Here is a 23,760-nt window from a genome sequence, read left to right as displayed (position 1 = left end):
GTGACTTAGCGGACCGCGTTGAACAGAGTGGTGATGTTCGCAGCCGGGTCGGTCAACGTGAGGGTGAGCACGGGGCGGCCCTTGTCTGCGAGGACGCTGGCGTCACCGCCGGCCTGAGCCTGGATGAGCTCGCCGAAAGTGAACGGGCGGCCCGGGATGTCAAGGTCCTCAGCGGGGGTGCTGAGGATCTGCAGGAACACGCCGGTTGGAGTGCCGCCCTTGTGGAACTGACCGGTCGAGTGCAGGAACCGGGGTCCCCAACCGAACGTGACCGGACGCCTGGACAGCGTGGCGAGCAGCCCACGCAGCTCGGCGAGCTGGGGGAGCGCCACACGGTCCACGTACGCCTGAACGGCAACGTACCCGTCGGGACCGAGCTCTTCGAGCAACGCGTCGATGGCGCTGCCCAGGTCGCTGGCGGCACCGATCACGTGCGGCGTGCCACGAACCTCGATGCCGTCGGAGATGAAGGCAGCGGGTTCGGGTTCCGGGCGGGAGTCAAGGAGGCCCCGGGTCGCGATCTTGGCTGACTCGACGTCGGGCTGGTCGAACGGGTTGATCCCGAGCAGCCGGCCCGCGATGACAGTGGCATACTCCCAGACCAGGAACTGAGCGCCCAGGGTTCCGCTGACCCGGATCTCGTCGGCACCGCCATGGTCGGCGAAGAGCTTGCCGCCGGCATCCGCCACAACCCGCACAATTTGCACATCGGGCAGCGCCGCGGTGAGCTCAGGGGCGTCACGGTCGAGCACGATGGGCAGGATGCCGGTGCCGATCTTGCCGGTGGACTCCGCGATGAGCTGTTCGGCCCAGTCGGCGAAACCCACGATGTGGGTGCCGTCGGAGACGATGGCCAGCTTGTCACGCAGGGGCGTGGTCGATGCCATGGCGGCGCCGAGGATCAGACCGGGGTTGTCCTCGGAGTCGACGGCCAGGGCCAAAGACACGGCCTCGGCCTCATCCAGAAGCTGTTCGATGTCGACCCCGGCCAGACCGGACGGCACCAGGCCGAACGCGGTCAGCGCCGAGAACCGGCCGCCGACGGTCGGGTCCGCGTTGAAAACGCGGTATCCGGCCTCCCTGGCCGAGGCCTCGAGCGGCGAGCCGGGGTCGGTGACGACGATGATGCGCTCGACGGGGTCGATTCCGATTTCTCGGAAGGCGCGTTCGAACGCGCGGCGCTGGCTGTCGGTCTCCACGGTGCCGCCCGACTTCGACGACACCACCAGGGCGGTCGACTCGAGGCGGTCGGCCAGCGCCGCCAGCACCTGGCCGGGGTCTGTCGCGTCGAGCACCGTCAGGTCAACACCGCTGGTGAGCGTGATGACCTCCGGCGCGAGCGACGAACCGCCCATGCCGGCCAGGATGATGCGTGTGACGCCCTGTGCGTGCAGTTCCTCACGCAGGGCGACGATCTCGGCGACGAGGAGACGGGAGGCGGCCACGGACTCGGTCCAGCCGAGACGCTGGCCGGCCTCCACCTCCGCCTCGGGTCCCCACAAAGCGGGGTCAAGCGACGTGATGCCGGAGGCAACGAGGTCGGCGACCAATGTGGGGACCACGGTGCGGACGGCGTCAGCCGCCGCACCGCTCACCGAGATCTGGAAACTCACTTGGCGGACTCGAGCGCAGCCGTCACGGTGTCCAGGAGTTCGTTCCAGGAGATGATGAACTTCGAAACGCCCTCCTCCTCGAGCACGCGGGTGACGTCGTCGTAGGAGACGCCCTGGGCGGCAATCGCGTCGAGCACGGCGTTGGCCGCGTCGTACGCGCCGGTGACGGCGCCTTCGACGATGACGCCGTGGTCGAAGGTGGCCTCGAGGGTCTTCTCCGGCATGGTGTTGACGACCTCGGGGGCGACCAGTTCGGTCACGTAGAGGGTGTCGGGCAGGTCGGCCGACTTGACACCGGTGGATGCCCAGAGCGGACGCTGCTTGTTGGCGCCGGCCGCGAGGAGCCCGGAGGCCCGCTCGGTCGTGAAGGACTGCTCGAAGACCTGGTAGGCCAGCTGGGCGTTGGCGACGCCGGCCTTGCTCTGCAGGGCAAGGGCTTCAGTGGTGCCGACGGCCGCGAGGCGCTTGTCGATCTCGGTGTCGACCCGCGACACGAAGAAGGACGCCACGGAGTGGATCGTCGACAGGTCGATGCCGGCCGCCTTGGCCTTCTCAAGGCCGCTGAGGTAGGCGTTGATGACAGCGCGGTACCGCTCGAGGCTGAAGATCAGGGTGACGTTGACGCTGATGCCCAGGGCGATGGTCTCGGTGATCGCCTCGAGGCCTTCGATGGTCGCGGGGATCTTGATCATCGCGTTGGGACGGTTGACCTTGTTCCAGAGCTGCTGCGCCTGGGCGAGGGTCTTCTCGGCGTCGTGGGCGAAACCGGGCTCGACCTCGATCGACACGCGACCGTCGAAACCGTTGGTGGCGTCGTAGACGGGGCGGAAGATGTCGCAGGCCGCGGCGACGTCGTCGGTGGTGATCTCGAACACGGCGTCGGTGACGCTGGTTCCGGCGGCGGCCAGGGTGGCCACCTGGGAGGCGTATGCCTCGCCCTTGCTCAGCGCGCCGGCGAAGATCGTCGGGTTGGTGGTGACGCCGACGACGTTCCTCTCGGCGATGAGTGTCTTCAGTCCACCGGACTGGATGCGCTGGCGCGACAGGTCGTCGAGCCAGATGCTGACGCCGGCGGCAGAGAGGGCAATGGTGGGGGTTGTTGTTTCAGTCATGAAAATCAAATCTCCTTGAATGCTGCGCTGGTGGGTGTCGCGCTCAGAGCGCGGCGAGGGATTCTTTGGCTGCGGCGACGACGGCTTCGGTCGTGATGCCGAATTCGCGGAACAGGGTCTTGTAGTCGGCCGAGGCACCGAAGTGCTCGATCGAGACGCTGCGGCCGCGGTCGCCCACGTACTTGTTCCAGGTCAACGCGATTCCGGCCTCAACCGATACCCGGGCGGTGATCGCCTTGGGCAGAACGGATTCGCGGTACTCGGCGGACTGCTCCTCGAACCATTCCAGGCTCGGCACGGAGACGACGCGGGCGTTGACGCCATCCGTCTTCAGCGCCTCGCGGGCGGCCACGGCGAGCTGCACCTCGGAGCCGGTGGCGATCAGGATGACGTCCGGGGTGCCGTTCGGTGCTTCGGCGAGAACGTAGGCGCCCTTGGCGACGTTCTTGGCCGAGGCGAAGGTCTCGCCGGTCGCGTCGCCGTCTCCGCGCTCGAACACCGGGATGTTCTGGCGGGTCAGCACGATGCCGGCCGGGCCGTTGCGACGCTCAAGGATCGTCTTCCAGGCCCAGGACACCTCGTTGGCGTCGCCGGGGCGCACCACGTCGAGTCCGGGGATGGCGCGCAGCGACGCGAGCTGCTCGATCGGCTGGTGGGTGGGGCCGTCCTCGCCGAGGGCGACGGAGTCGTGGGTCCAGACGAAGATCGACGGCGCCTTCATGAGCGCGGCCAGACGCACGGCGGGGCGCATGTAGTCGCTGAAGATCAGGAACGTGCCACCGAACGGGCGGGTGTTGCCGTGCAGCACGATGCCGTTGAGGATCGCGGCCATCGCGTGCTCGCGGATGCCGAAGTGCAGGACGCGGCCGTACGGGTTTCCGGTCCATTCACCCGTGGAGTGCTCGCTGGGAATGAAGGAGGCGGAGTTGCTGATGGTGGTGTTGTTCGACTCTGCGAGGTCGGCGGAGCCGCCCCACAGCTCGGGGATGACCGGGCCGAGCGCGTTGAGCACCTTGCCGGACGACGCGCGGGTGGAGACCTCGGTGCCGGCCTCGAAGACGGGCAGTGCCGCCTCGACGCCGTCGGGCAGGTCGCCGGAGAGGACGCGGTCAAGCAGGATCTTGCGCTCCGGGTTCGCGGCGGCCCACGCGTCGAAGCGCACGGTCCACTCTGCGTGCTGCTCCGCACCACGGTCGAGGGCCTTGCGGGTATGGGTGATGACCTCGTCGGACACCTCGAAGGACTTCTCAGGGTCGAAGCCGAGGATCTCCTTCACGCCGGCGAGTTCCTCGGCGCCGAGGGCGGAGCCGTGGATCTTTCCGGTGTTCTGCTTCTTCGGGCTCGGCCAGCCGATGATGGTCTTGAGGATGATCAGCGACGGCTTGTCGGTGACCGCCTTGGCCGCTTCGATGGCGTCGTTGAGGGCGGCGACGTCCTCGACGTACTCGCCGGTCTTCTTCCAGTCCACCGTCTGCACGTGCCAGTGGTACGCGTCGTAGCGGGCCGCGACATCCTCGGTGAAGGCGATGTTGGTGTCGTCCTCGATCGAGATCTGATTGGAGTCGTAGATCGCAATGAGGTTACCGAGCTGCTGGTGCCCGGCGAGCGAGGACGCCTCGGAGGTGATGCCCTCCTGCAGGTCGCCGTCGCCGGCGATGACGTAGACGAACTGGTCGAACGGGCTGGTGCCGACCGCGGCTTCGGGGTCGAACAGGCCGCGCTCGAAACGCGAGGCGTAGGCGAAGCCCACGGCGGAGGCGAGGCCCTGCCCGAGCGGGCCCGTGGTGATCTCGACGCCGTCGGTGTGGCCGTATTCGGGGTGGCCGGGGGTCTTGGAACCCCAGGTGCGCAGGGCCTTGAGGTCGTCCAGCTCGAGGCCGTAGCCGCCGAGATACAACTGCACGTACTGGGTGAGTGAGCTGTGGCCGACCGAGAGGACGAACCGGTCACGGCCGATCCACTCGTTGTCAGCGGGATCGCGACGCATCACCTTCTGGAACAGCAGGTACGCCGCCGGAGCAAGGCTCATGGCGGTACCCGGGTGGCCGTTCCCGACCTTTTCCACGGCATCTGCCGCGAGGATGCGGGCGGTGTCAACTGCCCTGTTGTCGATGGAATCCCACTGCAATGCTGCCACGTGAACTGACCCTTCTGAATTGCGAAATGGCGGCACGCAGGTTCCCGCGCCGCTGGAGAGGTTTGCCCGCCGACATCGTTATCGGCATCAGGTGCGCAGCAGAGGGCCCATGTCAGGCGCTCAAGGATGCATGCACCTAGATTGGCGAGCAATTCCAGTATACGGACCCCGGCTTCGCGGCGTTGTTTCGCCAATATTGCGCCGCTATCGCACTGGCCAGCCGGGAGTGAGAGGTGCAGGAATGATCTAGAATCGAGGCAATATGCGAAGCGCACGAGAAACAATCGACACGGCCCCGGAGCCTCGTGGACGGGGGACCGAGGACCGTGCTGCACGCCTCAAACGGACCGTCCTGGCCTATGTGTCGTTGACCAAGCCGCGTGTGGTCGAACTGTTACTCGTTGTTACCGCGCCGACGATGATCCTGGCAACCGGGGGCATCCCTGACCTGTGGCTGGTGCTCGCCACGCTCATCGGTGGTGCGCTCAGCGCAGGCTCTGCCGGTGCGTTCAACTGCTTCCTCGACCGTGACATCGACCGCCTGATGAACCGCACCCAGGGTCGGCCGCTGGTCACCGGTGAACTCACCGACCGGCAGGCGCTGGTGTTCGCCTGGGTTCTCGGCGGCATCTCGATCGCCTGGCTGGCCCTGTTCACCAACTGGGTCGCCGCCGCGCTGTCGCTGGGCGCCATCCTGCTCTATGTCGTGTTCTACACGATGATCCTCAAGCGCCGCACCGCGCAGAACATCGTCTGGGGCGGTGTCGCCGGCTGCATGCCCGTGTTGATCGGCTGGGCCGCCGTGACCGGTGACCTGTCCTGGCCGCCGTTCATCCTGTTCATGATCATCTTCCTCTGGACGCCGCCGCACTACTGGCCGCTGTCGATGAAGTACCGCGACGACTACCAGGCCGCCGGGGTGCCCATGCTGTCCGTGGTTCGCGGACGCGCGCAGGTCGGCCTGCAGGTCATCCTGTACGCCTGGGCGACCGTGGCGTGTTCGCTGCTGCTGGTGCCCATCGCCGACATGGGCCTGGTCTACACACTGGTTGCAGTCGGCTCCGGCGCCTGGTTCATCTATGAGACCCACCGCCTCTACAGCCTCGCCATCCGCCACGAGCACGTGTCGCCGATGCGGGTGTTCCATGGTTCGATCGCCTATCTCACCCTGGTCTTCGTCGCCGTGGGCGTCGACCCGCTGCTGCCCTTCTAGCCGGAGTCTCGATCGCGCGGGAGCGTTGTGCTGATCGTCCGGCTCGCTGCGCCCCGCATGGCTTTCCGCGCCCGCTCGTGCGGGCGCGACGCGCCACACCAGGTGCGGCGTTGAGCCTGGGACGGGGACCGGGGCTAGAGCGCTCGGGCGTCCGTGCGGTCATCCGATGGCCGGTGATCCGTCAGCGGGACGGGCTGCTTGAGGTTCAGGATGACCGCGGTCATCGCGGAAGCGAGCACGCAGGCCAGCACCATGTGGATGCCCACAAGAATGGCGGGCAGGCCCAGGTTCGCCTGGATAAGCCCCACGGCCGTTTGGGCCACCTCGACGGCGAGCAGCAGGAGTACCCAGCGTCGCAGCGGCAGGCGGAGGACGACGGCGCCGACAAGGAGCACCAGGGTCAACGCGACGGTCAGGTAGGCCGGCCAGCTGTGCACGTGCTGCAGTAACTCGGAGTCCAGACCGTTGCGGGGCGCATCCGCATCCCCGGCGTGCGGGCCAGAACCCGTCGTGAGGATGCCAACCACGATGGTGATGGCCACGGCGAAACTGGTGAGGTGGGTGACGATAAGGAACCAGAGCGGAACGACGCGCACCCGTGGACCCGGCGTCGTGTACAGCCCGTAGACGAAGGCGGTGCAGAGCCCGACCAGGCCGACCGAGATGACGAAGTGCAGGCCGACGACATAGGGGTTCAACTGGGTCAGCACGCTGATGCCGCCGATCACGGCCTGGGCGGGGATGCCCAGACCGGCCAGCAGGGTCAGCGTGAACAGGTCGGGGCGGCTGCGACGCATCCGCAGCACGGCAACGAACGCGGCGATGGCCACGAGGCCGAGCACAACGCCGAGAAGGCGGTTGCCGAACTCGATCACGCCGTGGATGCCCATCTCCGGCGTGTTCACGATCGAGTCCGCGGTGCACCTGGGCCAGGTGGGGCAGCCCAGGCCGGAACTGGTGAGCCTGACGAGGCCTCCGGTGCCGACCAGGAAGATCTGCGCGGCGAGGTAGACCCAGCCGAGGACCCTCAGGCGACGGTCCACTTGGGTGGGCAACCACTGGATAATCCGGTTCACGGGTTCTGCTCCCTGCTGGTGCGCGCGTATGTGAATACGCCGGGTCGCACTATCAATACGATCACTAGCCTGTAGAATTAAGTGTTTCACGGGCTCCGTGTACGCGATGATCACTCGTACAACGCGACACGACGGGCCCTGTTCATCTTAGGTACGCAACGTAGCCATCCACACAACGCACGCGCGCACCGGCCTGCACGTCCGACCAAACGGTCGGCCGCCGCACCCGGTTCGGGAATGACCGGACTGATATCCGGGTTGATGTGGGTAGGAGAAGAGGTAAAGATGTCTGACGTATTGCTGCACCGCCCCGAGCTTGAAGGGCTGGGGGTTTACGAATTCGGCTGGTCCGACTCCGACGCCGCCGGTGCCTCCGCGCGTCGCGGAATCTCGCCCGAGGTTGTCACCGACATCTCGAACCTGAAGCAGGAACCGGCCTGGATGCTCGAACGCCGGCTGAAGGCCCTGGCGCTCTTCGAGCGCAAGCCCATGCCGACCTGGGGAGCAGACCTCTCCGAGATCGACTTCGACAACATCAAGTACTTCGTGCGGTCGACCGAGAAGCAAGCCCAGACCTGGGAAGACCTGCCCGACGACATCAAGAACACCTACGAGAAGCTCGGCATCCCCGAAGCGGAGCGCATGCGCCTGGTCTCCGGCGTCGCCGCCCAGTACGAGTCGGAGGTGGTCTACCACCAGATCAACGAGGAACTCGAAGCGCAGGGCGTCATCTTCATGGACACCGACACCGCGCTCAAGGAACACCCGGAGTTCTTCGAGGAGTACTTCGGCAGCGTCATCCCGTCCGGTGACAACAAGTTCGCCGCACTGAACACCTCCGTCTGGTCCGGTGGCTCCTTCGTCTACGTGCCGCCGGGCGTGCACGTCGAGATCCCGCTGCAGGCCTACTTCCGGATCAACACCGAAAACATGGGCCAGTTCGAGCGCACGCTGATCATCGCCGATGAGGGCAGCTACGTGCACTACATCGAAGGCTGCACTGCACCGATCTACAAGTCGGACTCGTTGCACTCCGCCGTGGTGGAGATCATCGTGAAGAAGAACGCCCGCGTTCGCTACACGACGATCCAGAACTGGTCCAACAACGTCTACAACCTCGTCACCAAGCGCGCCACGGCCGCCGAGGGCGCCACCATGGAGTGGATCGACGGCAACATCGGTTCCAAGGTCACCATGAAGTACCCGTCGATCTACCTGATGGGCGAGCACGCCAAGGGCGAGACCCTGTCCGTCGCTTTCGCCGGCCCCGGCCAGCACCAGGATGCCGGCGCCAAGATGATCCACATGGCCCCGTACACCCAGTCATCGATCGTCTCCAAGTCGATCGCCCGCGGCGGCGGCCGCGCCGGCTACCGCGGCGAGGTGAGGGTGGATGCCACCGCGCACCACTCAGCGAACACCGTGCGCTGCGACGCCCTGCTGGTCGACACGCAGTCGCGCTCGGACACCTACCCGGCCATCGACATCCGGGTCGACGACGTTCAGCTCGGCCACGAGGCCACGGTGTCGCGGGTCAGCGAAGAGCAGCTCTTCTACCTGATGAGCCGCGGCATGCCCGAAGACGAAGCGATGGCCATGATCGTGCGCGGCTTCATAGAACCGATCGCCAGGGAGCTCCCGATGGAGTACGCCCTCGAACTCAACAAGCTCATTGAAATGGGCATGGAAGGATCCGTCGGCTAAATGTCCGCCGCCTCGACTTCAACAGCCCCCACGTCCTCACCCACCTCGTCGGAGGCTCTGCCCACCGCGGAACAGCACGGCATCAAGGAGCACTCGGACGGACGCTTCGGCTTCGTCCCCGTGCAGACCCGGTCTGCACGGTTCAAGAGCTTCGACGTCGCCGACTTCCCGGCCGTCACCGGCCGGGAAGCGGTGTGGAAGCTCTCACCCGTCGCCAAGTTCACCGACCTCACCGGTGGTGTGCTCGACGGCTCGGCCTATGACATCGACGCGACTCCGCACGCCGACGTCGACGTCTCCTGGGTCGACCGCACGGATGCCCGCATCGGCACCGCCGGCGCGCCCGAGGAGCGCGCCGCAGCCAACGCCTGGAGCAGCTTCGAGACCGCCCTGGCCATCACCGTCGGCGGCGAAGAAGCCAAGGAGATCACCCTCACCCGGGCGAACCTCGGCTCTGCGCCCCGCGCCGCGCACACCATCATCGAGGCCCGGCCGTTCAGCCAGGCCGTCGTCATCCTGCAGAACACCGGCGACGCCCGCCTCTCCGAGAACATCGAGATCATCGTGGGCGAATCCGCCAACCTCACGGTCGTCACTGTGCAGGAGTGGAACGCAGACGCCGTACAGCTGGCCAACCACTTCGCCACCATCGGTCGCGACGCCCGCCTCAAGCACGTTGTCGTCTCCCTCGGCGGCGGCATCGTGCGGGTCAACCCGTCGGTCCACCTGGCCGGCCAAGGCAGCGACACCGAACTGTTCGGGCTGTACTTCGCCGACGCCGGTCAGCACCTGGAGCAGCAGGTGTACGTGAACCACGACGCGCCGAACAGCCGCAGCCGGGTCACCTACAAGGGCGCGCTGCAGGGTGCGGGCGCCCGCACCGTGTGGATCGGCGACGTACTGATCGGCCGCAGCGCGCCGGGCACCGACAGCTACGAGCAGAACCGCAACCTGGTCCTCACCGAGGGCACGAGGGCAGACTCCATCCCGAACCTGGAGATCGAGACCGGGGACATCCTCGGTGCCGGTCACGCCAGCGCGACGGGTCGCTTCGACGACGAGCAGCTGTTCTACCTGCAGTCCCGCGGCATCGGCGAAATCGAGGCACGACGCCTCGTTGTACGCGGCTTCCTCAGCGAAATCGTGCAGCACATTGGATCGAAGCCGCTCGAGGAGCGCCTGCAGGGCGCCATCGAAGACGAGCTCCGCGGAACAGAAGGCAACTGAACATGGCGTCCACCAAGATTTGTGCGCTCGACGAGCTCGAACCCAACGAGGCCATCAAGGTCGAGATCGGGGGAGTGAACATCGCTGTGGTCCGCGACTCCCATGGCGCCGTTTTCGCCATCGGCGACACCTGCACTCACGGCGACATCTCGCTGTCCGAGGGTTTCGTCGAGGGCGACACGCTGGAATGCTGGGCGCACGGCTCCAAGTTCTCCCTCAGGACCGGCCGTCCGCTGACGCTTCCGGCCTACGAGCCCGTTCCCGTCTACCAGGTCGACCTGATCGACGGCGACGTGTTCATCGATCCTCTGGTCACCATCCCCGCCTGATGCGCACCGCCGTGATGCGCGCGCCGCATCCGGCCCACACACTGAAGCCCGTACCACGCGGACAACGAAAGAGATACTGAAAAATGTCTGTTCTTGAGATCAAAGACCTGCACGTCAGCGTCGAGACCGACCAGGGCACCAAGCAGATCCTGCGCGGCGTCGACCTCACCATCAACGAGGGCGAGATCCACGCGATCATGGGGCCGAACGGTTCCGGCAAGTCCACCCTCGCCTACACGATCGCCGGCCACCCGAAGTACCACGTCGACAGCGGTTCGATCCTTCTCGACGGTGCAGAGGTGCTCACCATGACGGTCGACGAACGCGCCCGCGCGGGCCTCTTCCTGGCCATGCAGTACCCCGTCGAGATCCCGGGCGTCACCGTCACCAACTTCCTCCGCACGGCCAAGACCGCCATCGATGGCGAAGCACCGGCGATCCGCACCTGGATCAAGGATGTCCGCGAGTCGATGGCCAAGCTGCGCATGGACAAGAGCTTCGCCGAGCGCAACGTCAACGAGGGTTTCTCCGGCGGCGAGAAGAAGCGCAACGAGATCCTGCAGCTCGAACTGCTCAAGCCCAGGTTCGCCGTCCTCGACGAGACCGACTCCGGCCTCGACGTCGACGCCCTGAAGATCGTGTCGGAGGGTGTGAACCGTGCCAAGGAGAACACCGGCCTCGGCCTGCTCCTGATCACGCACTACACGCGGATCCTGCGCTACATCAAGCCCGACTTCGTGCACGTCTTCGTCGACGGACGCATCGCGGAGCAGGGTGGCCCCGAGCTCGCCGACCGCCTGGAAGACGAAGGCTACGATCGCTTCCTCGCCGAGACGCCCGTAGGCTAGAGCCATGGTTTCGACACTCACCCCGGCACGCTTCGACGAAATCGAAGAGGCGCTCAAGGACGTCATGGACCCGGAACTCGGCATCAACGTCGTGGACCTTGGTCTCATTTACGACCTCGGTTGGGACGACGAGAACGATGCGCTCATCATCCACATGACGCTCACCTCGGCCGGCTGCCCGCTCACCGATGTGCTCGAGGAACAGACCGCTGAGGCGCTGGACGGCGTCGTCGACCAGTTCCGCATCAACTGGGTGTGGATGCCGCCGTGGGGTCCGGAGAAGATCACCGACGACGGCCGCGACATGATGCGAGCCCTGGGCTTCGCGATCTGACCGTCACCAGCACCTGCATCACCTGCCCCGCGCCGGGACGGATGCCCTCGCATCCGTTTCCCGGCGCGGTTCGCTTTTAACCAGCGCTACCGTGCAATTCCGGGCATGTGGAACAGTATGCCAATCGCTGGAGGGGTATTCTATCCAGATGGACAGCACCCGCACACGCAGCCAGATCCGGCGAGACAGGCAGACGGCGGGCACCCGGAGGGACATCGTCGAGGCCGCGGCGGAGCTGATGCGGGAGCACGGCTATGTGGGCACGTCGATAGGCGCCATCGCCGAGCGAGGCGGCGTTGCCGTCCAGACCATCTACAACACCATCGGCTCGAAGGTGGACGTGCTCGCCGCGGTGCTCGCCGCCGCCAACACCGCATCGCGGGCCACCGGGCTCTCCGTGGCCGAGCTCGCCTCCGGCATTAGCGGGTCCGCCACACCGGCCGCGGCCGTCAGCGGCCTGGCGACCTGGATCACCGCCGACAACGAGCGCACTGCACCCCTGCACCGCGTGGTAAACGAAGCCGCCGGAACCGACCCGGAGATCCGGGAGCTCGAAGTCACCATGGCCGCCCGCAGCCTGCACGCGTACGCCGAGGCTGTCGGCGCCCTCCGTGGGCAGCTGGGCCTGCGGTCCGGGCTGAGCGACCACGAAGCGGCCACGTCAATCTGGGCTCTCGGCCACCCCCAGGTGTTTCACACCCTGGTGGTCGGGCTCGGCTGGTCGAGGGAAACCTACACGGCCTGGCTGCGTTCCGCACTGCCCGGAGTGCTGCCGACCGGCCGGTTGCCGGCCCGGTAAACTCGCGCCGGCAGGGTCTGTTCCGGCACTTCGGCTCCGAAACCGCGCGCGAGCAAATATACTGGTGAATTGGCCAGGTTAGGCCGACCTCCCACGACTCCCTCGAATGGACTATTGCTGTGCTCAGTGTGCAAGATCTCGAAATCCGAGTTGGGGCGCGCGTGCTCATGGAGGACGTGAACTTCCGGGTATCCGCCGGCGACAAGATCGGCCTGGTCGGCCGGAACGGCGCAGGCAAGACCACTCTGACCAAGACCCTGGCGGGGGAGACCATGCCGACCAAGGGCAAGATCGAGCGATCGGGTGAAATCGGCTACCTGCCGCAGGACCCCCGCTCCGGCGACCCCGACATGTTGGCCCGCACCCGCATCCTCGATGCCCGCGGCCTCGGCACCATCTCGCTGGGCCTCACCCAGGCCGGCATCGAGATGGGCAGCACCGACAGCAAAACCAGCGAACGGGCGATGAAGCGCTACGGCACCCTCACCGACGAGTTCAACGCGCTCGGCGGCTACGCGGCCGAGGCCGAAGCGGCGTCGATCGCCAGCAACCTGAATCTGCCCGACCGGATCCTCGACCAGCCGCTGCGCACCCTCTCCGGTGGCCAGCGCCGCCGTATCGAGCTGGCCCGCATCCTGTTCTCCGCCGCCGAGACAATGATCCTCGATGAGCCCACCAACCACCTCGACGCCGATTCAGTCGTGTGGCTCCGCGAGTTCGTGAAGAACTACCGCGGTGGCTGCATCATCATCAGTCACGACATCGAACTCGTCGGCGACACCGTCAACCGCGTGTTCTACCTCGATGCCAACCGCATGGTCATCGACATCTACAACATGAACTGGAAGAACTACCAGCGCCAGCGCGTCGCCGACGCCGACCGCCGTAAGAAGGAACGCGCCAACGCCGAAAAGAAGGCGTCGACCCTGCAGCTGCAGGCCGCAAAGTTCGGCGCCAAGGCCAGCAAGGCCGCCGCCGCGCACCAGATGGTCGCCCGCGCCGAGAAGCTGCTCTCCGGCCTCGACGCAGTGCGCGCCGTCGACAGGGTCGCCAAGCTGCGTTTCCCCGAGCCCGCCCCGTGCGGTCGCACCCCGCTGATGGCCACCGACTTGTCCAAGAGCTACGGCTCGCTGGAGATCTTCGCGGCCGTGGACCTGGCCATCGACCGTGGCTCCAAAGTCGTCATCCTGGGCCTCAACGGTGCCGGCAAGACGACCCTGCTGCGGATGCTCGCCGGAGTGGACAAGCCTGACACCGGCGAAATCGTGGCCGGCCACGGCCTGCGGATCGGCTATTTCGCCCAGGAACACGAGACCATCGACGTGAAGCGCAGCGTGCTGCAGAACATGATCTCCTCCTCGCCGAACATCACCGAGATGGAAGCCCGGCGAGTGCTCGGCTCATTCCTGTTCACCGGCGACGACTCGCACAAGCCGGCCGGGGTCCTTTCCGGCGGAGAGAAGACCCGCCTGGCCCTGGCCATGATCGTGGTCTCCGGCGCCAACGTGCTGCTGCTCGACGAACCTACCAACAACCTCGACCCGGCCAGCCGTGAAGAGATCCTGGATGCCCTGGCGCACTTTACCGGGGCCGTGGTGCTGGTCAGCCACGATGAGGGCGCTGTCGAAGCGCTCAACCCCGAGCGGGTGCTCATCATGCCCGACGGCACGGAGGACCACTGGAACAAGGACTACCTGGATCTGATCACGCTGGCCTGATCACGCTGGCCGGGCCGGCTGCGAAAGATGCTAGGGGTGCTGATCGATCAGCTCGTCCTCGATGTCGGAATCGCTGCGGGGCCTGGCCGCCTGGCGACGGGCACGTTCCGCGGCCCTGACCTGCTCCTCGGGGACTTCGGCGTTGATGGTGCGAAACTCCTGCCGTGCCGCCCAGCCGAGACCGATGAAGGCCATCAGGGCGAAGACGAACCACTGGAATGCGTAGGAGAGGTGCGGGCCTTCGTCGCGGACCGGACGGGTGACGGCCGTCGGCCGGTCGGCAGGTGCCGGATCCTCCGACTTCATCAGGCCGTACGCCCCGGTGTAGGTCTCGGTGCGGAGGCGCTCGGCGATCTCGGTCAGGTTGATCGTGGCGACCTGGTTTCCACTGGCGCCACGCCCGGCCAGTGACGGCTCGCCCTGCTTGAGTCGGGCGATCACGGTGACCTCACCGGAGGGGGCCGCCGGTACGGCGTCCGGCGCGTTCTGGTTTTCGCCGGTGGGCACCCAGCCGCGGTTCACAATGAAGACGTCACCATTGGTCAGCAGCAGGGGAGTGAGCACCTCGAAGCCCGGGTTGATGTTCAGCGGCCGGTTGCGCACGAGGAGTTCATCCGCGGTGAGGTACGTTCCGGTCAGTACGACGGGCAACCATTTCTGGGATTCCTCGAAGGACTCCAGCGTGGGCAGGGCGTCGGTGACGGGGATCCCCTCGGCGTCGAAGTTCGCATCCACCCGGCTGATCTCGGCCTGCGCCTCCGCTCGCCGGGCGAGCTGCCACATGCCCAGCCCCGAACAGACCACGGCGAACACAATCGTGAGCGCCAGGTAGCCGGCCCATTGCCTGGAGAGCAAGAACCGCCAGCCGGTCATGCCGGTGCCGTCTCGTCGAGCGCGTTCGCGTCAACCGTCAGAGGACTGACCCGGAGCGGGAAGTCGCGGGTGAGCAAAAATTCCCGCAGGAACTCGACATGCTCGTCGCAGGCCAGCCAGGTCTTGACCCGGTCCTCGGTGTGAATGCGCGGATTCCGCCAGTCCAGGCGCCAGAGCGCTGACTCCCGGCAACCGGCTCGCGAGCAGCCGGTCGATTCCGGGGCTGCGCCGAATCCAATCACCGGGGGTCCTTGCTGTCGGATGAAGCGCTGTCGGATGAAGCGCTGTCATCTGGACGGTCTGCGCCTGCGCGGGGCATGTCTGCGCGGGGCATGTCTGCGCGGGGCATGTCTGTGCGGGGCAGCACCGCCACGGCGCCGGGGCGCAGCACGGTCTGAGAACGCGGGTCGCCGTGCACGTTCGCGGCGACCACCGCGAAATACGGAAGCAGGATCGCCCCGAGCGCGCAGACCAACAGCCACCAGCCCTGCACGAACAGCAGCAGGACGATACACACCATGCGGATGCCCATGGTCACGGCATACCGGATCATGCGGCGCCGCCGCTCCTCCTCCGGCGACAGAGGGAGCGTCGTGATCGACTGCTGCTGCTGCTTCATCATGCCCATCGCTCAACTGACGGTGACGATGTCAACCGCCCAGGGTCCAAATACGCCTGTCCACGCGTTGATTCAAGACTACGTCCACTGCCCGGTCCCCGGGTCCGTTCACGGGACGCTCTAAGCTGAATGAATCTGTGCCCGCCGTTCGGTGGGCGTTCCCACTGAAAGGACCGCGCCATGGCGACCGCTCGAACAGTTCTGGTAACGGGAGGCAACCGCGGCATCGGCTACGCCATCGCCGAGGAATTCCTCGCCAAGGGCCACAGGGTCGCCATCACCGCGCGCTCCGGCGAAGGCCCGGCCGGGAGCCTCACCGTGCGAGCCGACGTCACCGACTACGCCTCGATCGACGCCGCCTTCACCGAGATCGAGGCCGCATACGGCCCCGTGGAGGTCGTCGTCGCCAACGCCGGAATCACCAAAGACACCCTGCTGATGCGGATGTCGGAGGATGACTTCACCTCGGTCATCGACACCAACCTCAGCGGAGCGTTCAGGGTGGTCAAGCGGGCGTCGAAGGGCATGCTCAAGGCGAGGTTCGGCCGGATCGTGCTGATCTCCAGCGTCGTGGGCCTGTACGGCTCCGCGGGGCAGGTCAACTACTCGTCGTCCAAGAGCGGCCTCGTCGGCCTGGCCCGGTCCGTCACCCGCGAACTCGGTGCCCGCGGCATCACCGCGAACGTCGTCGCCCCCGGCTTCATCGAGACCGATATGACGGCGGCGCTGCCCGAAGCGCAGCAGGCCGAGTACAAGCGCAATATCCCGGCGGGTCGTTTCGCGTCCCCGAGCGAGGTCGCCCGGGTGGTCAGCTGGATCGCCGGCGACGACGCATCGTACATCTCCGGCGCCGTGATCCCCGTCGACGGTGGACTGGGCATGGGCCACTAGGCCGCAGCCGCCGGCCTCACGCGACTGGCCCGACCCGGGGGAGCCCCGGTCGAGTTCAGCCGCGCAGCCCCAGCAGCGGCAGCACCTGGCTGAGGTCGGTCGTGTCGATGACCAGGTCGGCCGATCGCCGCACCACAGGCTTGGCGTTGAACGCGACGCCCAGGCCGGCCACCCGCATCATGGTGAGATCGTTGGCGCCGTCCCCGACCGCGACGGTCCCGCACAGGTCGACGCCGTCCAGGGCCGCCCACTCGGTGAGCGCGTGCGCCTTGGCTGTGGCGTCGATGATCGGCCCTACCAGGCCGCCGGTCAACCGGCCGTCCCGCACCTCGAGGCGGTTCGCCCGCCAGTGGTCGAGGCCCAGCGTCGCGGCCAGCGGGTCCAGAAGTTCGTGGAAGCCGCCCGAGACGACACCGACCCGGCTTCCCCCGGCATGCAAGCCGTCGATGAGCGCGTGCACACCGGCGGTGGGGCGGATGAGCGCGCCCACCTCGGCGAAGACCTCGGTCGACAGACCCGCCAGGGTCGCCACCCGCTGCCGCAGGCTCGCGGCAAAATCGAGCTCGCCCCGCATGGCGCGGTCGGTCACCTCGGCCACAAGGGCGAGGGAACCGGCCGCGTCGGCGAGAAGCTCGATGACTTCGTTCTCGATGAGGGTCGAATCGGCATCAAGGACGACGAGGAATCGGGCTGCAGGGATCACGGGTGGACGTGCACGCCCTTGCCGACCACGGTGATCCCGGATTCGGTGACGCTGAAACCGCGGGCGAGGTCGCGGTCCCGGTCGACGCCGATTGAGGCGCCCTCCTCAACGATCACGTCCTTGTCGAGGATGGCGCGGTGCACGACGGCGCCCGGACGGATCTGCACCCGGTCGAACACGATCGAGTCCACAACGTGGGCGCCGGAGTCGATGACGGCCCATGGTCCGACGACGCTGCGTTCGAGGTGGGCGCCGGAGATGACGCAGCCCAGCGACACGATGGAGTCGATGGCCGTACCCAGGGAGCCCTTGCTGTCGCGCACGAACTTCGCCGGCGGGGAGTTCAGCTGCTGGCTGAAGATCGGCCAGCTCTCGTTGTAGAGGTTGAACACCGGCAATGCGGAGATCAGATCCTGGTGGGCCTCGAAGAACGAGTCGATGGTTCCCACATCGCGCCAGTAGTAGCGGTCGCGGTCGGTCGAACCGGGCACGTCGTTGCGCTGCAGGTCGTAGACACCGGCCTCACCCCGCGAGACGAAGTCCGGGACGATGTCGCCACCCATGTCATGGCTGGAATCGGTGCGTTCCCCGTCGCGGCGCACGGCCTCGATCAGCGCGTCGGCGTTGAAGACGTAGTTGCCCATCGAGGCGAAGACCTCGTGCGGCGCGTCGGCGAGCCCGACGGCGTCCTTGGGCTTCTCCAGGAAGTCCTTGATCCGGTCGGGGGTGGCGGCATCCACTTCGATGACGCCGAACTGGTCCGCCAGGCCGATCGGCTGGCGGATGGCGGCGACGGTCGCCTGCGCGCCGGACGCGATATGCGCCTCGATCATCTGGCTGAAGTCCATCCGGTAGACGTGGTCGGCACCGACCACGACGACGATGTCGGGCTTCTCATCGTGGATGAGGTTGAGGCTCTGCAGGATGGCGTCGGCCGAGCCGCTGAACCAGCGCTTGCCGAGTCGCTGCTGGGCGGGGACCGAGGCGATGTACGAGTTGAACAGCCCCCCGGACACGTGCCAGGTCTGCGACACGTGCCGGTCCAGGCTGTGCGACTTGTACTGGGTGAGCACGACGACCTGGGTCACACCGGAGTTGATCAGGTTCGACAGCGCGAAGTCGATCAGACGGTAATGCCCTCCAAACGGCACCGCCGGCTTAGCGCGGTCTTCGGTCAACGGCATCAGCCGTTTTCCCTCGCCGCCTGCGAGAACGATTCCGAAAATCTTCTTGGCCTTCATATGTTCAGAGTAGGGCCATCCTGTGGCTGGGACCAGCGGGCGGGGGTGTGTCCTGCGTTCAGCCTGCGCTAGTTTTACTGCATGCGCGTTGATCTGCTCACCAAGGAATACCCGCCCGAAATCTATGGAGGAGCCGGCGTGCACGTCGCCGAGCTGGTGAAGGCCCTCCGTACCGACATTGATGTCACCGTTCGGTGTTTCGGTGAGCAGAGGGCCGAGGCCGACACCTTCGCCTACGGCGTCCCGGCCGAACTCGCCGACGCCAACGCCACGCTGACCACGCTCGGCGTGGACCTGCAGATGGCCCAGGACGTGCAGGGTGCCGACGTCGTGCATTCGCACACCTGGTACGCGAACGGTGCCGGCCACATCGCCAGGCTGCTGCACGGGGTGCCCCACGTCGTCACGGCGCACAGCCTCGAACCGTTGCGACCATGGAAGGCCGAACAGCTCGGCGGCGGCTACCGCGTGTCGAGCTGGATTGAGAAGACCGCTTTCGAGGCAGCGGATGCGGTGATCGCCGTCAGCGGCGGCATGCGCGCCGACATCCTGCGCAGCTACCCGGCCCTGGACGAGTCGCGTGTGCACGTCGTCTACAACGGCATCGACCTGGACCGGTGGAAGCCGACCACCGACGACGACGTCGTTCGCGCCCTCGGGATCGATCCCGACCGGCCGTCGGTTGTGTTCGTCGGCCGGATCACCCGCCAGAAGGGTCTGCCCTACCTGCTCCGGGCGGCCGCCCTGTTGCCGCCGGAGGTGCAGCTCGTGCTGTGTGCCGGCGCCCCTGACACGCCCGGCATCCTTGCCGAGGTCACCCAACTGGTCGAGGCGTTGCAGCGGGAGCGTTCTGGCGTGGTGTGGATCGACAGGCTGCTTCCCCAGCACGAGCTGTCGGCCATACTCACCGCCGGAACCGTCTTCGTCTGCCCGTCGGTGTACGAGCCGCTGGGCATCGTCAACCTCGAGGCCATGGCCTGCGGCCTGCCCGTCGTCGGCACCGCGACCGGCGGCATCCCCGAGGTCGTGGCGGATGGCGTGACCGGACGGTTGGTGCCCATCGACCAGCTCAGCGACGGCACCGGCACCCCGACCGACCCGGACGTCTTCGTGTCTGATCTGGCCCGGACCCTCACCGAGGTGCTCAGCGACCCCGCCCTTGCGGCGCAGATGGGCCGCGCCGGCCGAGTGCGGGCTGAGGAAATGTTCAGTTGGGGTCAGATCGCCGCGAGCACTCGGGAGATTTACGCCGCGCTGCTCTAGCGTGACCGAGGGCCTCGGCGACGCCCGATAACATGGCTGTATGGTCAACGTTCTTCACTTCACCGGAGTTTCCGTCGTCCGGGGTGGCACAACCATCCTGGACTCAGTGGATTGGAGCGTCGACGGCGATCAGCGCTGGGTGATCCTGGGCCCCAACGGTGCCGGCAAGACCACCACGCTCCAGATCGCGGCCGCGCTCATCCACCCGTCACAGGGAACGGCCGAGGTCCTCGAGGAGCCGCTCGGCGGCAGCGACCTGTTCGAACTGCGTCCGCGGATCGGCTTCGCGTCTACCGCCATGGCCCGCCGGGTGCCCGCCGCGGAAACGGTTCTGAACGTTGTGATGACCGCCGCGTACTCGGTCACCGGCCGCTGGAACGAGGAATACGAGGAGATCGACGAGCGCCGCGCCCAGCGCGTCCTCGGCGAATGGAAGCTCGATCACCTCGCCGATCGCAAGTTCGGCACCCTGAGCGACGGCGAGCAGAAGCGTGTGCAGATCGCCAGGTCCATCATGACCGACCCGGAGATCCTGCTTCTCGACGAGCCGGCCGCCAGCCTCGACCTCGGTGCCAGGGAAGAACTGCTGCGCCTGCTCAGCGGATACGCGAGCGAGCCCAACTCCCCGGCCATCATCATGGTCACCCATCACGTGGAAGAAATCCCGCGTGGATTCACCCACGTGCTGCTTCTCGCCGACGGCAAGATCGTCAGCGCCGGCCCCTTGGCCGAGGCGCTCACCTCCGATACCCTCACTGAGGCATTCGGTCTCCCGATCGAGCTGACCGAGACCGACGGGCGCTACGCGGCCCGCGCAATCTGACCGATCCGGGGTCTGGCCCCTCGGGGCTTCAAGATTCTGCTAAACTCACTAGCTGGTCCTCGTGACCGATACACTTTTCTGCCGCAACCGGCGAGCCAGAACTCACCCATCGAAACGCAACAAGGAAGTCTCCATGAAGTCTGACATTCACCCCACATACGCTCCCGTGGTCTTCCGCGACCTCGCGTCGGGTGCGACGTTCCTTACCCGTTCGACGGTCTCCAGCTCGAAGACCATCGAGTGGGAAGACGGCACCACCTACCCGGTCATCGACGTGGAAATCTCCTCCGAGTCGCACCCGTTCTACACGGGCAAGCAGCGCATCATGGACTCCGCCGGACGCGTGGAGAAGTTCAACTCGCGCTACAAGGGCTTCGGCAAGTAACCACCCCCGCAGTGCTCTCAAAGGGCGACCCGCTTCGGCAGGTCGCCCTTTTGCGTGCCCTCTGATCAGCCGCAGTGCAACCAGTAGAAGCTCTGCGCGCCCAGGGTGAGGGTGAGTCCGCCCTCCTCGTCGAACGAGGGGAACACGGCCCCGCCGAAGATGTCATAGAGCCGGGTGCCGGCCAGGTCGGGTTCCTGGATCCGGAACGCGACGGGGTTGTGCGCGAAACTGAACACGCAGAGCAAGGTCTCCGGCTGGTCGCCGAAGCTCGACCCTGAGCCGGGGTACACCCTGGTGAAGGCCAGGATGGATTCGTGGTCGGTGGACAGCACCGTGAGCGACCCCAGTCCGAAGGCGGGGTGGCTGGTGCGCACGTGGATGACGTTGCGGATCCAGTGCAGCAGCGAACCGGACTGGGCGAGGTGGGATTCGACGTTGGTCTGGGCATAGTTGTACACCAGGGACTGCACGACGGGCAGGTACAGCTTGCCGGGGTCCGCGGCCGAGAACCCGCCGTTGCGGTCCGGTGTCCACTGCATCGGCGTGCGCGAGCTGTCCCGGTCGGGGAGCCAGATGTTGTCGCCCATCCCGATCTCATCGCCGTAGTAGAGAAACGGGCTGCCGGGCAGGGAGAACAGCAGGGCGTGCGCGAGCTCGAGTTCCGATCGGCTGTTGTCCAGCAGGGGCGCCAGGCGACGGCGGATGCCGATATTGGCGCGCATCCGCGGGTCGTAGGCGTACCAGCCGTACATCGCCTGCCGGTACTGCTCGCTGACCATCTCCAGGGTGAGCTCGTCGTGGTTACGTAGGAACACCGCCCACCCCGCGCCCTCGGGGATGTCCGTCGTCTCGGAGAGTACCCGCACAAGCTCGCCGGCCCGCTGGGAGCGCAGCGAGTAGAAGATCCTGGGCATCACCGGGAAGTCGAAGGCCATGTGGCACTCCGGCTCGGCCTCGGTGCCGAAGAAGGCGGCCACCTCCCGCGGCCACTGATTGGCCTCGGCAATCATGATGCGCCCCGGATATTCCCGGTCCACGATGGTCCGCAGCCGCCTGATGAACTCGTGGGTCAGCGGCTCGCCCTCACCGTTGCCCTCGTCGGATTCGTACAGGTACGGGATCGCGTCCAACCTGAACCCGTCGACGCCCAGGTCCAGCCAGTACCGGACAACACCGAGGATCGCGTCGTGCACGGCCGGGTTGTCATAGTTCAGGTCGGGCTGGTGGGAGAAGAACCGGTGAAAGTAGAACTGGCGCCGGATCGAGTCGAACGCCCAGTTCGACTCCTCGGTGTCCGTGAAGATGATCCGGATGTCGGGATACTTGCCGTCGTCGTCGCTCCAGACGTAGAAATCACCGAACGGTCCGTCGGGCTGCTGCCTGGACTGCTGGAACCACGGGTGCTGATCCGACGTGTGGTTGAGCGGCAGGTCGATGACGATACGCATGTTTCGCTCGTGCGCCTTGGTGACGAGCTCCTTGAACTCGTCGAGGGTGCCGAACTCGGGCAGGATCGTCCGGTAGTCGGCCACGTCATAGCCGCCGTCACCTAAAGGGGAGGTGAAGAACGGCGGAATCCACAGTGCGTCGATGCCCAGCCACTGCAGGTAGTCGAGCTTCGAGATCAGTCCGGACAGGTCACCGGTGCCATCGGCGTTGCTGTCGACGAAGGAACGGACCATGACCTCATAGAACACCGCGCGGCGATACCACCGCGGATCGAGGGTCAGCCCTGGCAGCTGAATGGGTGCGGTGAAGCTCACGGCGTTCCTTCCGTCCCTGACGCGGGTGTGGCCGGAGGGGGCCAGGATCCGACGCGGATGTGGATGGTGCAGGTATGGGAGATTCTAGGTCGATCGGTCCGACTTCGGTCAGGCCGCGTGCTCGGCGCCAGCCTAAACTGGGATCGATGATCGTTCCCTCGCCCTATGCCGACCTGCTCACCCTCATGGATGCGCGCACCCACACCCAATCCGTGCTGGGCAGCGACACCCGTTACTGGGAGTACGGGGACCCCGCCGCACCGACGACAGTCGTGATGGTGCACGGGTTCCGCGGCGACCACCACGGCCTCGAGGCCGTCGTCGCTCAGCTCCAGGGCCTGCGGATCATCTCGCCGGACCTGCCGGGCTTCGGCGAATCAGCTCCGTTCGGCACGGCGCCGCACACCATCGACTCCTATGCCGACTGGCTGGCCGAATTCCTGCGGTTGCTGGCACTGCCGGGCCGGGTCGTGGTCCTCGGCCACTCGTTCGGCTCGATCGTCGTCGCCGCAGCCGCCGCGGCGCCGGGCGGCCTGCCCGCCCAGGACCTGGTGCTGGTGAACCCGATCGCCGCGCCCGCCCTGTCCGGGCCCCGCGGCATGCTGACCCGGCTCGCCGTCTTCTACTACTGGCTGGCGTCCAAGCTGCCGGAGCGGCTCGGTTTCGCGCTGCTGCGCAACCGCGTGATCGTTCGGGTGATGAGCATCACCATGGCCAAGACCCCGAGCCGGCAACGGCGGCGCTGGATCCACAATCAGCACGACCGCTACTTCTCCGCTTTCGCGGATCGCACGGTGGTGCTCGAGGCTTTCACGGCATCCGTCGGCCACGACGTCAGCGAATACGCCGCCGCCATCGGCACCCGCACCCTGCTGATCGCCGCCGAGAAGGACGACATCACCCCGGTGCAGGCCCAGGTCCGGCTGCGCGCCCTGTTCCCGGACGCCCGGCTGCACGTCCTGCCCGGGGTGGGCCACCTGATCCACTATGAAGTGCCGGAAGACGCGGCCAGGGAGCTGCGCGCCTTCCTTGAACCGGCCAGCCCGGCGGGTTCCGGAGACGACGCGTCGTGACGCCCTCGGCTCAGCG

The 23,760-nt window shown here is 66.6% G+C and carries 22 protein-coding genes and 1 pseudogene; 14 read left to right on the top strand and 9 right to left on the bottom strand.

The genetic code is table 11. The features are described from left to right. Window positions 1-5: 5 nt before the first annotated feature. The 3 genes from E3O42_RS14245 to tkt are packed head-to-tail and all read right to left on the bottom strand — an operon-like array spanning window position 6 to window position 4,862. Window positions 6-1,613 carry a glucose-6-phosphate isomerase gene (locus E3O42_RS14245; RefSeq protein ID WP_134454561.1) on the bottom strand — a complete coding sequence of 536 codons (1,608 nt, stop codon included), beginning with the start codon at window positions 1,611-1,613 and terminating at the stop codon, window positions 6-8. Beyond that, on the bottom strand, window positions 1,610-2,725 hold the full coding sequence (gene tal, locus E3O42_RS14240) for a transaldolase (RefSeq protein ID WP_134454560.1): 1,116 nt from the start codon (window positions 2,723-2,725) through the stop codon (window positions 1,610-1,612). The genes E3O42_RS14245 and tal overlap by 4 nt, the downstream gene beginning before the upstream one ends. A 43-nt stretch (window positions 2,726-2,768) precedes the next feature. After that, window positions 2,769-4,862: a transketolase gene (tkt, locus tag E3O42_RS14235; RefSeq protein WP_134454559.1), complete on the bottom strand. Its 2,094-nt coding sequence runs from the start codon at window positions 4,860-4,862 to the stop codon at window positions 2,769-2,771. Between the two features lie 262 nt (window positions 4,863-5,124). Here tkt and E3O42_RS14230 point away from each other — a divergent pair, with 262 nt between their 5' ends. Continuing rightward, on the top strand, window positions 5,125-6,075 hold the full coding sequence (locus tag E3O42_RS14230; RefSeq protein ID WP_134454558.1) for a heme o synthase: 951 nt from the start codon (window positions 5,125-5,127) through the stop codon (window positions 6,073-6,075). Window positions 6,076-6,209: 134 nt separating this feature from the next. Here the strand turns inward: E3O42_RS14230 and E3O42_RS14225 are convergent, their stop codons facing one another. Continuing rightward, the gene (locus E3O42_RS14225) at window positions 6,210-7,151 is read right to left on the bottom strand and encodes a COX15/CtaA family protein (RefSeq protein ID WP_134454557.1); all 942 of its coding nucleotides are present in this window, start codon (window positions 7,149-7,151) and stop codon (window positions 6,210-6,212) included. 285 nt (window positions 7,152-7,436) lie between these two features. Between E3O42_RS14225 and sufB the strand changes: the two genes are divergently transcribed. From sufB to E3O42_RS14190, 7 genes are all read left to right on the top strand, one after another. Then, a complete protein-coding gene (gene sufB / locus E3O42_RS14220; RefSeq protein WP_134454556.1) occupies window positions 7,437-8,855 on the top strand; it encodes a Fe-S cluster assembly protein SufB in 1,419 nt (472 codons plus the stop codon). Next, window positions 8,856-10,082, top strand: coding sequence for a Fe-S cluster assembly protein SufD (sufD, locus tag E3O42_RS14215; protein WP_134454555.1), 1,227 nt, complete (start codon window positions 8,856-8,858; stop codon window positions 10,080-10,082). 2 nt (window positions 10,083-10,084) lie between these two features. Then, the gene (locus E3O42_RS14210; protein WP_134454554.1) at window positions 10,085-10,411 is read left to right on the top strand and encodes a non-heme iron oxygenase ferredoxin subunit; all 327 of its coding nucleotides are present in this window, start codon (window positions 10,085-10,087) and stop codon (window positions 10,409-10,411) included. Between the two features lie 83 nt (window positions 10,412-10,494). Then, window positions 10,495-11,259: a Fe-S cluster assembly ATPase SufC gene (gene sufC / locus E3O42_RS14205; RefSeq protein WP_134454553.1), complete on the top strand. Its 765-nt coding sequence runs from the start codon at window positions 10,495-10,497 to the stop codon at window positions 11,257-11,259. A gap of 4 nt (window positions 11,260-11,263) precedes the next feature. Further along, on the top strand, window positions 11,264-11,593 hold the full coding sequence (locus E3O42_RS14200) for a metal-sulfur cluster assembly factor (protein WP_104166251.1): 330 nt from the start codon (window positions 11,264-11,266) through the stop codon (window positions 11,591-11,593). Window positions 11,594-11,741: 148 nt separating this feature from the next. Next, window positions 11,742-12,392: a TetR/AcrR family transcriptional regulator gene (locus tag E3O42_RS14195; RefSeq protein WP_134454552.1), complete on the top strand. Its 651-nt coding sequence runs from the start codon at window positions 11,742-11,744 to the stop codon at window positions 12,390-12,392. A 119-nt stretch (window positions 12,393-12,511) separates the two neighbouring features. Further along, complete coding sequence (locus E3O42_RS14190; RefSeq protein WP_134454551.1) at window positions 12,512-14,110, top strand: ABC-F family ATP-binding cassette domain-containing protein; 1,599 nt, start codon at window positions 12,512-12,514, stop codon at window positions 14,108-14,110. Window positions 14,111-14,140: 30 nt separating this feature from the next. Here the strand turns inward: E3O42_RS14190 and E3O42_RS14185 are convergent, their stop codons facing one another. Next, window positions 14,141-14,983 carry an SURF1 family cytochrome oxidase biogenesis protein gene (locus E3O42_RS14185; protein WP_134454550.1) on the bottom strand — a complete coding sequence of 281 codons (843 nt, stop codon included), beginning with the start codon at window positions 14,981-14,983 and terminating at the stop codon, window positions 14,141-14,143. A gap of 144 nt (window positions 14,984-15,127) precedes the next feature. On the opposite strand from E3O42_RS14185, the pseudogene E3O42_RS18985 reads away from it, so the two are divergent. After that, window positions 15,128-15,295 (top strand): annotated as a pseudogene (locus E3O42_RS18985) (hypothetical protein); the annotation flags it as partial. Here the strand turns inward: E3O42_RS18985 and E3O42_RS18615 are convergent. Further along, the gene (locus E3O42_RS18615; protein WP_420897885.1) at window positions 15,222-15,602 is read right to left on the bottom strand and encodes a DUF3099 domain-containing protein; all 381 of its coding nucleotides are present in this window, start codon (window positions 15,600-15,602) and stop codon (window positions 15,222-15,224) included. The pseudogene E3O42_RS18985 and the gene E3O42_RS18615 overlap by 74 nt on opposite strands. A gap of 180 nt (window positions 15,603-15,782) precedes the next feature. Here E3O42_RS18615 and fabG point away from each other — a divergent pair, with 180 nt between their 5' ends. Continuing rightward, window positions 15,783-16,493, top strand: a complete 711-nt coding sequence (gene fabG, locus E3O42_RS14165; protein ID WP_104166238.1) for a 3-oxoacyl-ACP reductase FabG — start codon at window positions 15,783-15,785, stop codon at window positions 16,491-16,493. 55 nt (window positions 16,494-16,548) lie between these two features. On the opposite strand, the gene serB is transcribed toward fabG, so the two are convergent. Together serB and E3O42_RS14155 are read right to left on the bottom strand one after the other, a co-directional pair. After that, window positions 16,549-17,193 carry a phosphoserine phosphatase SerB gene (gene serB / locus E3O42_RS14160; protein ID WP_198414149.1) on the bottom strand — a complete coding sequence of 215 codons (645 nt, stop codon included), beginning with the start codon at window positions 17,191-17,193 and terminating at the stop codon, window positions 16,549-16,551. After that, window positions 17,193-18,437 carry a glucose-1-phosphate adenylyltransferase gene (locus tag E3O42_RS14155; RefSeq protein WP_134454547.1) on the bottom strand — a complete coding sequence of 415 codons (1,245 nt, stop codon included), beginning with the start codon at window positions 18,435-18,437 and terminating at the stop codon, window positions 17,193-17,195. Before E3O42_RS14155 ends, serB begins: the two co-directional genes overlap by 1 nt. An 81-nt stretch (window positions 18,438-18,518) precedes the next feature. Between E3O42_RS14155 and glgA the strand changes: the two genes are divergently transcribed. The 3 genes from glgA (at window position 18,519) to E3O42_RS14140 (ending at window position 20,908) form a co-directional block, all read left to right on the top strand. Further along, window positions 18,519-19,700, top strand: a complete 1,182-nt coding sequence (gene glgA / locus E3O42_RS14150) for a glycogen synthase (RefSeq protein ID WP_134454546.1) — start codon at window positions 18,519-18,521, stop codon at window positions 19,698-19,700. 40 nt (window positions 19,701-19,740) lie between these two features. Further along, window positions 19,741-20,523 carry an ABC transporter ATP-binding protein gene (locus E3O42_RS14145; RefSeq protein WP_134454545.1) on the top strand — a complete coding sequence of 261 codons (783 nt, stop codon included), beginning with the start codon at window positions 19,741-19,743 and terminating at the stop codon, window positions 20,521-20,523. Between the two features lie 133 nt (window positions 20,524-20,656). Next, on the top strand, window positions 20,657-20,908 hold the full coding sequence (locus E3O42_RS14140; RefSeq protein WP_066595443.1) for a type B 50S ribosomal protein L31: 252 nt from the start codon (window positions 20,657-20,659) through the stop codon (window positions 20,906-20,908). Between the two features lie 65 nt (window positions 20,909-20,973). On the opposite strand, the gene treS is transcribed toward E3O42_RS14140, so the two are convergent. After that, window positions 20,974-22,671, bottom strand: a complete 1,698-nt coding sequence (gene treS, locus E3O42_RS14135; protein WP_134454544.1) for a maltose alpha-D-glucosyltransferase — start codon at window positions 22,669-22,671, stop codon at window positions 20,974-20,976. Window positions 22,672-22,817: 146 nt separating this feature from the next. On the opposite strand from treS, the gene E3O42_RS14130 reads away from it, so the two are divergent. Continuing rightward, a complete protein-coding gene (locus E3O42_RS14130) occupies window positions 22,818-23,744 on the top strand; it encodes an alpha/beta fold hydrolase (RefSeq protein WP_134454543.1) in 927 nt (308 codons plus the stop codon). Window positions 23,745-23,760 lie beyond the last annotated feature (16 nt).

Origin of the sequence: Cryobacterium adonitolivorans (assembly GCF_004402695.1) — a bacterium.
Classification (GTDB): Bacteria; Actinomycetota; Actinomycetes; order Actinomycetales; family Microbacteriaceae; genus Cryobacterium; species Cryobacterium adonitolivorans.
Note: the sequence above shows the minus strand (reverse complement) of the source record. Positions and strands in the feature narration are given on the sequence as shown.